This is a genomic window from Tissierella creatinophila DSM 6911 (assembly GCF_001940565.1).
GTDB lineage: Bacteria > Bacillota > Clostridia > Tissierellales > Tissierellaceae > Tissierella_A > Tissierella_A creatinophila.
Genome location: NZ_LTDM01000011.1, coordinates 214,889 through 223,772, shown reverse-complemented (window position 1 = coordinate 223,772; position 8,884 = coordinate 214,889). Strand labels below are relative to the sequence as shown.

Below are 8,884 nucleotides of genomic sequence, written 5' to 3'. Positions count from 1 at the left end.
TAAACTTTACAAGAAAGTTGCTGGGCCATCCTTTTTAAGAGTGTTAGAAAAAATAGATTCTAAGAGTAATACTAAGATTCATATTTGTCCAAAAACATCTACTTCATTATTGGCAGTAGATTTGATTAAACAGGATGAGAATGGACGCTTTTTTGGTGGAAGCTGTATATCAAGTGGTAGGAGTATTGATGGAAGTAGGAAATATAGTGTGAAGTAATAAATTCCATTAGAAAGATTAATCCTAATGACAATATTATATCAACCCAATGGGATAGGTTATCATCCCAAAATATACTAGAATTGTTTGAGTCAAAAAAAGGTGGTGATTACTTTGAAATATCATGAAAGGATGTCTAGTAAAGATCGTGTGGAAAAGCTTTATAAAGGAGAAGAACTTGATAGGGTACCGTTTTTTTCTAATTCTACAATATATGCAGGAGTATTAGGGAGACTTAAATCTGAGGAGTTTTACTTGAATCAAGAACGATCTTATGAAGTTCAGAGATTAACTTTAGATTTACACAATTGTGATGGTAACCCTGCTTTTGATTTTCCGGGTTATGCAGGATTGTTTTTTGGAGGCGAAATTAAGTTTAAGGACAACCCCCATTTTGGTCTTCCTATACTTAAACCTTTTGTAAAATCTTTAGATGACATAGATAAATTAGTTATGCCTAATTTAAATAAAAATCCGCATTTAAAAGAAAGAATTAATTTTTTGAAAATACTAGATAAAAATGGAGTATCAATATCTATAACTATGGGATCACCGTTGGAAATTGCAGGTAATATTTGTGATACTCGATTACTACTTAAACTATTTAGCAAGAATACAGATAAGTTACATTTATTGTTAAAATATGCAACTAATTATTTGAAGCAATTAGGTGATATTACAATAGAAATGTTTGGAGTAGATAAATGCTCTTGTTCTGCAAACTTTCCAATTGATTCTCTAATTTCTCCTAAATTATTTGAAATGTATTCTTTACCATATTTCTATGAAATATATGAATATTTTAAAAAAAAAGGAGTAAAGAGCTATTCTCTTCATTTATGTGGCAATCATAATAAGAAGTTAAATTATTTTAAAGAAATGAATTTACCAGAAAAAACGTTTATCAGTTTAGATGAAAAGATAGATTTGGAATTTGCAGACTCAATTTTAGGGGATAAATATATATTAGGTGGAAATGTTTCTACAAGTATTTTAATGAGTGGAAGTCCTAGTGAAGTATACAATGCTTCAAGGAATATTATAACAAAAAACAAATTTAGAGATGGAGGTTTTGTATTGATGCCGTCATGTACATTACCACCATATACACCGCCCCTTAATGTATTTGCAATGTATAGAGCTTGTGAAGATTTTGGCAGATATTAATTTATAATATAATTTTATATAGAGGTGTTTAAATGGAATTAAGTGAAAAAATAAGTATTTTACCAATATTGCTAAATCTAAAGAGAAAAGTTGTAGCAGTAAGAATTATAAAAAATAAGAAAGAATATGATTCAATAAATGCTAAAGAGATTAAAAGCAAGGTAACTTATTGTTATATGATAAAGCGAGGTGGTTCTGGGCAACATTTTAAGTCAAAAGCTGATAACTTTTGGTGCGTGGGTGCATCAAAAGCATTAGGGTTAATAGATGTGCCCGAAAATGTAATATCCGGAGAAGTATATGAATCATTAGGATTATATATAGATCGTGAAGTAGCAAAATCTGCACAGGAAGATATTAAATATATTGAGGAAAGGAACTATGGAATAGAGGTGTTTCCCCTAGAAGATTATCCTAATAGGAAGTTTGATGTAGCAATTATTGTTGATACATCTTATCCAATAATGAGAATTGCCCAAGGTTACTCTTATTATTATGGCATCAATAAAAGCATAAGAATAGGTGGTAATCAAGCAATATGCTCTGAATCTACTGCTACTCCTTATCTTGAAGATGATATAAATATATCTATGTTATGTTCGGGAACTAGATTTTTTGCTAAATGGGATGAAAATGATATTTCAATTGGAATACCTTATAGTAAAATGAATAATATTATTGATGGTATTATAAACACTATAAACCCTACAGAGCCTAATGAAAAGAAACTAAGGATTATTGAAGAATTATCTAAAAAAGGTATTGATTTAGGAATTGAGTTAGATAAAAATTATTATATTTAGAATTGAGGTGAAAGCTTGATAGAATATATGTCGAAAAATACAAGTGTAATAACTAAATACACATTGGCACACTTTTCTCTTACTATTTCAGCTATATTGATTTCTCTAATCTTATGGATTCCAATAGGAGTATATATGACTAGAAATAAAAAAGTTGCAAATTTTATCTTTGCTACAAGCAATATTTTATACTGTATTCCATCAATAGCAATGTTTGCCATACTTATTACGATTCCATTTTTAGGATTGGGAAGAAAATCTGCTATTATTGCCTTAGTTCTATATTCTATGATGCCTATGACAAGAAGTGTATATACAGGAATCAAAAATGTGGACAAGTCATTAATAGAAGCAGTAAAGGGAATGGGAATGAATGCAAGAAATATTTTTTGGGAAGTTGAATTGCCTATGGCTGTTCCTTCTATTTTCTCTGGATTTAGAATAATGACAATTATGATTACAAGTACAGCTACCTTAGCAACTTATATTGGAGAAAAAAACCTAGGTAGACTAATATCTCAGGGCTTATCAAGAAGTAATATGGAAATGGTTGCAACAGGTGCGATTCTCGTTTCAATAATTACATTATTACTTGATTTTATTCTATCAAAGATAGAAGATAAATTAAGCTGGTATAATACTAATGCAGGTGGTGAATAGAATGATATTTTTAGAAAGTGTTACAAAATTATATCCAGGTGAAAAAATACCTGCCATTGATAATTTAAATCTACATGTAGAAGCAGGGAAACTAACTGTTTTCTTAGGCAAATCAGGATGTGGAAAGTCAACTACTCTTAGATTAATAAATAGGATGCTCGATTCTACAAGTGGAACGATTACTATCAATGGTAAAAACATTAAAGACTTTGATGAAGATAGTCTACGTAGAGATATAGGGTATGTTATACAGGATATTGGCTTATTGCCAAATAAAACTGTAGAAGAGAATATAGCTATAGTTCCAAAATTAAAAAAATGGGATAAGGAAATGATTACCCAACGAGTAAGAGATTTAATACTTATGATAGGTCTCGACCCTGATATTGAAGGAAAGAAATATCCAAGGCATCTGAGTGGTGGTCAGATGCAAAGGGTAGGAGTAGCAAGGGGACTAGCTGGAAATCCACCTATAGTTTTAATGGATGAACCTTTTGGAGCAGTAGACCCTATAGCCAGAACCAAATTACAAGATGATCTATTGAAAATTCAAAATGCTGAGAAAAAGACCATATGCTTTGTAACTCATGATATTGATGAAGCAATAAAACTGGGGGATAAAATAGCAATATTTAATGAAGGGAAAGTAGTTCAATGTGATGAACCAATTAAAATTCTGATGAGACCAAAGAATGACTTTGTCAAAGAATTTATGGGAGAAACAAGAGTGTTAGATGCATTGAAGATTATTAAATTAAAGGATTTAATTGAGGATAATCACAAAAAAATAACAGATGAAAATTTAGATAGAAAGATAGAGTTAAATGATAATTCTACATTATACTCGGCATTGGCAAATTTGATAGAAAAAAATAAAAGTATTATTACAATAGTTGATAATGAAAATAAACCTATAACAGAAGTTTCATTTGATGATATTTCAAAATATCTCTATAAGGAATGATAATATGGATATGATTAGAGTAGCAAGAGCATTAACAGAATTAGTCCCAATTAATTTTGCGATACATATTAGCCTAGTACTGATATCATTGACAATAGCAATATTAATTGGAATACCTTTGGGGATTTTGTTAAGTCGTAATAAAGTAAGAGTTACATCAAATATTGCTTTGCAACTATTGAACACATTACAAACAATACCTGCTTTTGCATTTATAGCTATATCAATACCATTGTTAGGATTTGGATATTTGCCAACTATAGTTGTATTAGTAATACAAGCTGTGCTTCCAATTGTTAAAGGTACAATGGTTGGAATGCTCGAAGTAGATAACAAAGCCAGAGAAGCTGCAAAAGGTCTCGGTATGACAGATATGGAGGTGTTAAGAGAATTAGAAATACCACTGTCAACACCATATATATTAAATGGTATAAAGACATCATCAACATATGTCGTTAGTATTTCTACACTTGCAGGATTTATTGGAGCGGGTGGTCTTGGAGTACTAATATCAAGTGGAATTGCGATGCTATATCCTGAATATTTATTTATTGGGGCATCCCTATGTGCTGTAATTGCTTTAACTATGAATTTTTTTATTGAAAAGATTGAAACAAAATTAATGATAAAAGTATTTGGTAGTGATGATTAAAATAAAAAATAGATTTAGGGAGTTGTTAAATAATGAAAAGAAAATTAATAATATTTATTGCTTTAGTAGTATGTGTAGTTTCTTTAGTTGGCTGTGGTAATACGAAGGATAAAAATTCTAAAGGAGAAATTACAATAGGTTCTAAAACTTTTACTGAAAGCCTTGTATTGGGTAGTGTTATGGTTCAATATTTAGAAGATCTTGGATATACTGTAAACGATGAAACAGGATTAGGAGAAACTGCTATTATTAGAACAGCACTTACTTCAGGTGAGATTGATGGATATTTTGAGTATACAGGAACCGGTTTAATGCAGTTTATGGAGCATGAACCTGTATTTGATGCAGAAGAAGCTTATAACTTAGTAAGTGAATGGGATAAGGATAATGATATTACATGGTTACCATATTCTAGTGCAAACAATACCTATGTAATGGTTGCTACCCCAGAATTAGCTGAGAAGTATAAGCTTAAAAATGTAAGTGATCTTGCAAAAGCATATAACGATGGTAACAGTATTACATTAGTAACGGCAGCAGAATCATATGAAAGACCAGATATGATGCCTAGATTGATGGAGGTATATGATTTCAATGTTCCTAATGAAGATAGATTAAATCTTGAACTGGGATTATTCTATGAAGCAATGAAAAATGGTAAAGCAGAGGTTACAACAGGTTTTGCTACGGATGGTATAATAGAAAGAGATGGTTATGTTCCACTCGAAGATGATAAAAATGCCTTTGCAGTATATAGTATAGCACCTGTTTTTAGAACGGAGGTTTTAGAGAAATATCCAGACCTTGAAGCAGAGATAGCTAAATTAACAGATATAATTACTAATGAATCAGTCATGAGTTTAAATTCTAAAGTAGATATAGATAAAATGTCTGTAGAAGAAGCAGCAAAAGATTTCTTGGTTGAGAATGGATTAATTAAGTAAAGATAGATAAACTTTAATGTTGTAAGAAAAGTAATGCTTTTCCTATCTATCGTTGGTAGTTTGTTAAGAAGTGTTTTTATAAAAGATGAACCTAAGCCACAACAAAATTTTGTTGTGGCTTAGGTTTTTTATTATACAGTTCTAATAGCCTCTTTCATCTCCATTACAAAATCTTTTACAATAGGTACACATTCTTCTCCATATTCACCACATAGTTTTACAATTGCTGAGCCTACAATAACTCCATCTGAAAGGGAAGCCATTTTCTTTGCCTGCTCAGGAGTTGAGATTCCAAATCCTATTGCGCAAGGAAGATTACTTTTGTTTCTGATCATTTCAACTGAACTTCCAATGTCATTAGATATATCCGTCCTCGTTCCTGTAACTCCTAAAGAAGAAACACAATAGACAAATCCCTTTGCTTCTCTTGCTACTTTTTCTACTCTTTCATTTGATGTTGGAGCGATAAGTGAAATAAAGTCTACATCATATTTTTCGCAGACTAGTGAAAACTCTTCTTTTTCCTCAAATGGAACATCTGGAAGAATAAGTGCATCAACACCCATCTCACCCATAGTTTTAATGAACTTTTCTGTATTATATGAAAAAACAACATTTGCATAAGTCATAATTGCAAGAGGAATCCCACTATTTTTTCGAATCCTTTTAATCATCTCAAATATTTTGTCTGTTGTAACACCGCCATTTAATGCTCTTAGACTTGCAGCTTGAATTACAGAACCTTCTGCAGTTGGATCAGAAAAAGGAATACCTAGTTCTATTAAATCCGCTCCCGCTTCTTCCATGGCATATACGAGTTCCTCAGTGATATCTAAATTTGGATCACCACAAGTTATAAATGGAATAAATGCCTTACCGTTTTCAAATGCTTTTTTTATTTTACTCATCTATATCTTCCCCCCTATATCTAGCTATAGCAGCACAATCTTTATCTCCTCTTCCTGATAGATTTACTACGATTATTTTATCCTTTGATAGTGTTGGTGCAAGTTTCATTGCATATGAGAGTGCATGGGCACTTTCAATCGCTGGAATAATTCCCTCCATTTTAGAAAGATATTCAAAAGCTATTACTGATTCTTCATCAGTTACTGGAACATATTCTGCCCTTTTTATATCATTTAAATATGCGTGTTCAGGTCCTACCCCTGGATAATCTAGACCAGCTGAAATTGAATAAACTGGTGCTATCTGTCCGTATTCATCTTGACAGAAATAACTTTTCATTCCATGGAAAATTCCAAGACTTCCGGTTGAAATTGTTGCCGCTGTTTCAAATGTATCAATTCCTCTGCCCGCTGCTTCACATCCAATTAGACGAACATCTTCATCTTCTATAAAGTTATAAAAAGCACCGATAGCGTTTGAACCACCACCTACGCAAGCAATAACTGCATCGGGAAGTCTTCCTTCTTTTTCGAGACATTGTTCTTTTATTTCCTTTGAAATCACAGCTTGAAAATCTCTTACAATAATAGGGAAGGGGTGAGGTCCCATTACAGAACCAAGTACATAATGGGTATCATGGATACGTTTTGTCCATTCACGCATAGTCTCAGATACTGCATCCTTTAATGTGGCAGTTCCAGATGTCACTTCATGTACTTTTGAGCCTAAAAGTCTCATTTTATAGACATTAAGAGCTTGTCTTTCAGTATCTTCCTTGCCCATAAAGATTTCACACTCCATCCCAAAGAGTGCTGCTGCCGTTGCAGTTGCTACTCCATGTTGACCCGCACCTGTTTCAGCTATAACTCTAGTTTTGCCCATTTTTTTCGCTAGTAAAACTTGACCAAGTACATTATTGATCTTATGAGCACCTGTATGATTTAAGTCCTCACGTTTAAGATAAATCTTAGCTCCACCTAGATCCTTAGTCATCTTCTTAGCAAAGTAAAGTCTTGATGGCCTACCAGCATATTCATTTAGTAATTCTGTAAGTTCTTTTTGAAAACCATCATCATTTTTATAATACTCATAAGCAGCTTCCAATTCTAAAACTGCATTCATCAATGTTTCGGGTATATACTGACCCCCGTGAACTCCAAATCTTCCTTTTTTCATATTGTTTTCCCTCCTATGAACTTGTTTTACAGCAGAAATAATCTTTTTAAAATCTTTAACTTTATCGGTTTCTACTCCTGATGACATATCAATACTAAAAGGCTTAATTAGGCTGGTAGATTCTTCTATATTTTCTGGTGAAAGTCCTCCTGCAAGAAAAAATGGTCTCCTTATATCTTTTATCTTTTCATAGGAAAAACTCTTTCCACTTCCCATACCTCCATCAAGTAGAATATAATCGGCAAGAGAATGTTCTGCTTGTTTAGGGTCAAAGTCATCTTTTACAACAAAGGCCTTTATTATCTCCTTATCTGTAATTTCTTTTAACATCTTTATATATTCATCATCTTCACTTCCATGAAGTTGAACCATATCTATTATATTTTCTTTGCAGATTTGAGCTATATATTCATATGGTGCATTTACAAAGACTCCTACTGTTTTGATTTTAGGATTTAATTTGCTTTTTAATTTTTTTGCCAGTTGTGGGGTAATACTTCGGTGACTTTTTGGAAAGTCAATTATAAATCCAATAAAATCAGGCATTGCAATATTTACATATTCAATATCTTCTTCTCTATATAAACCACAAATTTTAATCTTCATTTAAAGCACCACCTTGTTTTATTTCTCTTATAAAAGCTTTTTTATCACTAGCATGCATCATAGCTTCTCCTATTAGTAGTGCATCTGCACCTGATCTTATAAGAGAGATAGCGTCATTTACATTTAAAATTCCACTTTCTGCTACAAACAAGATATCATTTGGAATACTTTTTCTAAGGTTTATAGAATTTGATAAATCAACAGTGAAATCTTTAAGATTTCTGTTGTTTACACCTATGATTCTAGCACCAGCATCTATTGCTGAATTTATTTCACCTATATTATGAGCTTCCACAAGTGTAGATAAGCCTAAACTATCACAAATAGAAATATATTTTTTTAATGTCTTTGTATCTAGTAGAGAACAAATCAATAAAACTGCATCTGCACCTAGGAGCTTTGATTGATATATCTGATATTCGTCAATAGTAAAATCTTTTCTAAGCATTGGCAAATTTACATTTTTTCTTATCTCTTTAAAGATCTCATCACTTCCAAGAAACCATTTTGGTTCTGTAAGAACAGAGATACAGTCTGCACCTGCATTTTCATATTCTCTTGCGATTTGTACAAAAGGAAAATCTTCAGAAATTATACCCTTTGATGGTGACGCCTTTTTTACTTCACAGATAATTGAAACTTTATTTTTTTTAAGTGTTTGTTCAAATTTAAAGTCTCCTTCAGGTAAAAGATTTGCCTTGTTTACAACCTCTTCCAAACTTACTATCTTTTTATCTTCTTGGACTCTTTTTCTTGTATAATTTGCTATTTTTTCTAAAATCATTT

Annotated in this window: 10 protein-coding genes; 7 read left to right on the top strand and 3 right to left on the bottom strand. The window is 31.8% G+C overall.

Going from position 1 to position 8,884, the window contains the following annotated elements:
• The 7 genes from TICRE_RS13170 to TICRE_RS04780 form a co-directional block, all read left to right on the top strand.
• A partial coding sequence (locus TICRE_RS13170; protein ID WP_158016431.1) for a hypothetical protein occupies positions 1-217 on the top strand: 217 nt, incomplete at its 5' end.
• 114 nt (positions 218-331) lie between these two features.
• On the top strand, positions 332-1,384 hold the full coding sequence (locus tag TICRE_RS04805; protein ID WP_075725683.1) for a uroporphyrinogen decarboxylase family protein: 1,053 nt from the start codon (positions 332-334) through the stop codon (positions 1,382-1,384).
• Positions 1,385-1,416: 32 nt separating this feature from the next.
• Entirely contained in the window at positions 1,417-2,187 is a 771-nt protein-coding gene (locus TICRE_RS04800) for a DUF169 domain-containing protein (RefSeq protein ID WP_075725681.1), read from the top strand.
• Positions 2,188-2,214: 27 nt separating this feature from the next.
• Entirely contained in the window at positions 2,215-2,847 is a 633-nt protein-coding gene (locus TICRE_RS04795) for an ABC transporter permease (protein ID WP_075725716.1), read from the top strand.
• A gap of 1 nt (position 2,848) precedes the next feature.
• Positions 2,849-3,811 carry an ABC transporter ATP-binding protein gene (locus TICRE_RS04790; protein WP_075725679.1) on the top strand — a complete coding sequence of 321 codons (963 nt, stop codon included), beginning with the start codon at positions 2,849-2,851 and terminating at the stop codon, positions 3,809-3,811.
• An 88-nt stretch (positions 3,812-3,899) separates the two neighbouring features.
• Positions 3,900-4,463, top strand: coding sequence for an ABC transporter permease (locus tag TICRE_RS04785; protein WP_158016429.1), 564 nt, complete (start codon positions 3,900-3,902; stop codon positions 4,461-4,463).
• 32 nt (positions 4,464-4,495) lie between these two features.
• A complete protein-coding gene (locus TICRE_RS04780; protein WP_075725677.1) occupies positions 4,496-5,407 on the top strand; it encodes an ABC transporter substrate-binding protein in 912 nt (303 codons plus the stop codon).
• 131 nt (positions 5,408-5,538) lie between these two features.
• Here TICRE_RS04780 and trpA read toward each other — a convergent pair whose 3' ends face one another.
• The 3 genes from trpA to trpC are packed head-to-tail and all read right to left on the bottom strand — an operon-like array spanning position 5,539 to position 8,882.
• Complete coding sequence (gene trpA, locus TICRE_RS04775; RefSeq protein WP_075725674.1) at positions 5,539-6,315, bottom strand: tryptophan synthase subunit alpha; 777 nt, start codon at positions 6,313-6,315, stop codon at positions 5,539-5,541.
• The gene (trpB, locus tag TICRE_RS04770; protein ID WP_075725673.1) at positions 6,308-8,098 is read right to left on the bottom strand and encodes a tryptophan synthase subunit beta; all 1,791 of its coding nucleotides are present in this window, start codon (positions 8,096-8,098) and stop codon (positions 6,308-6,310) included. Before trpB ends, trpA begins: the two co-directional genes overlap by 8 nt.
• A complete protein-coding gene (gene trpC, locus TICRE_RS04765) occupies positions 8,088-8,882 on the bottom strand; it encodes an indole-3-glycerol phosphate synthase TrpC (protein WP_075725671.1) in 795 nt (264 codons plus the stop codon). Before trpC ends, trpB begins: the two co-directional genes overlap by 11 nt.
• Between the last annotated feature and the right edge of the window lie 2 nt (positions 8,883-8,884).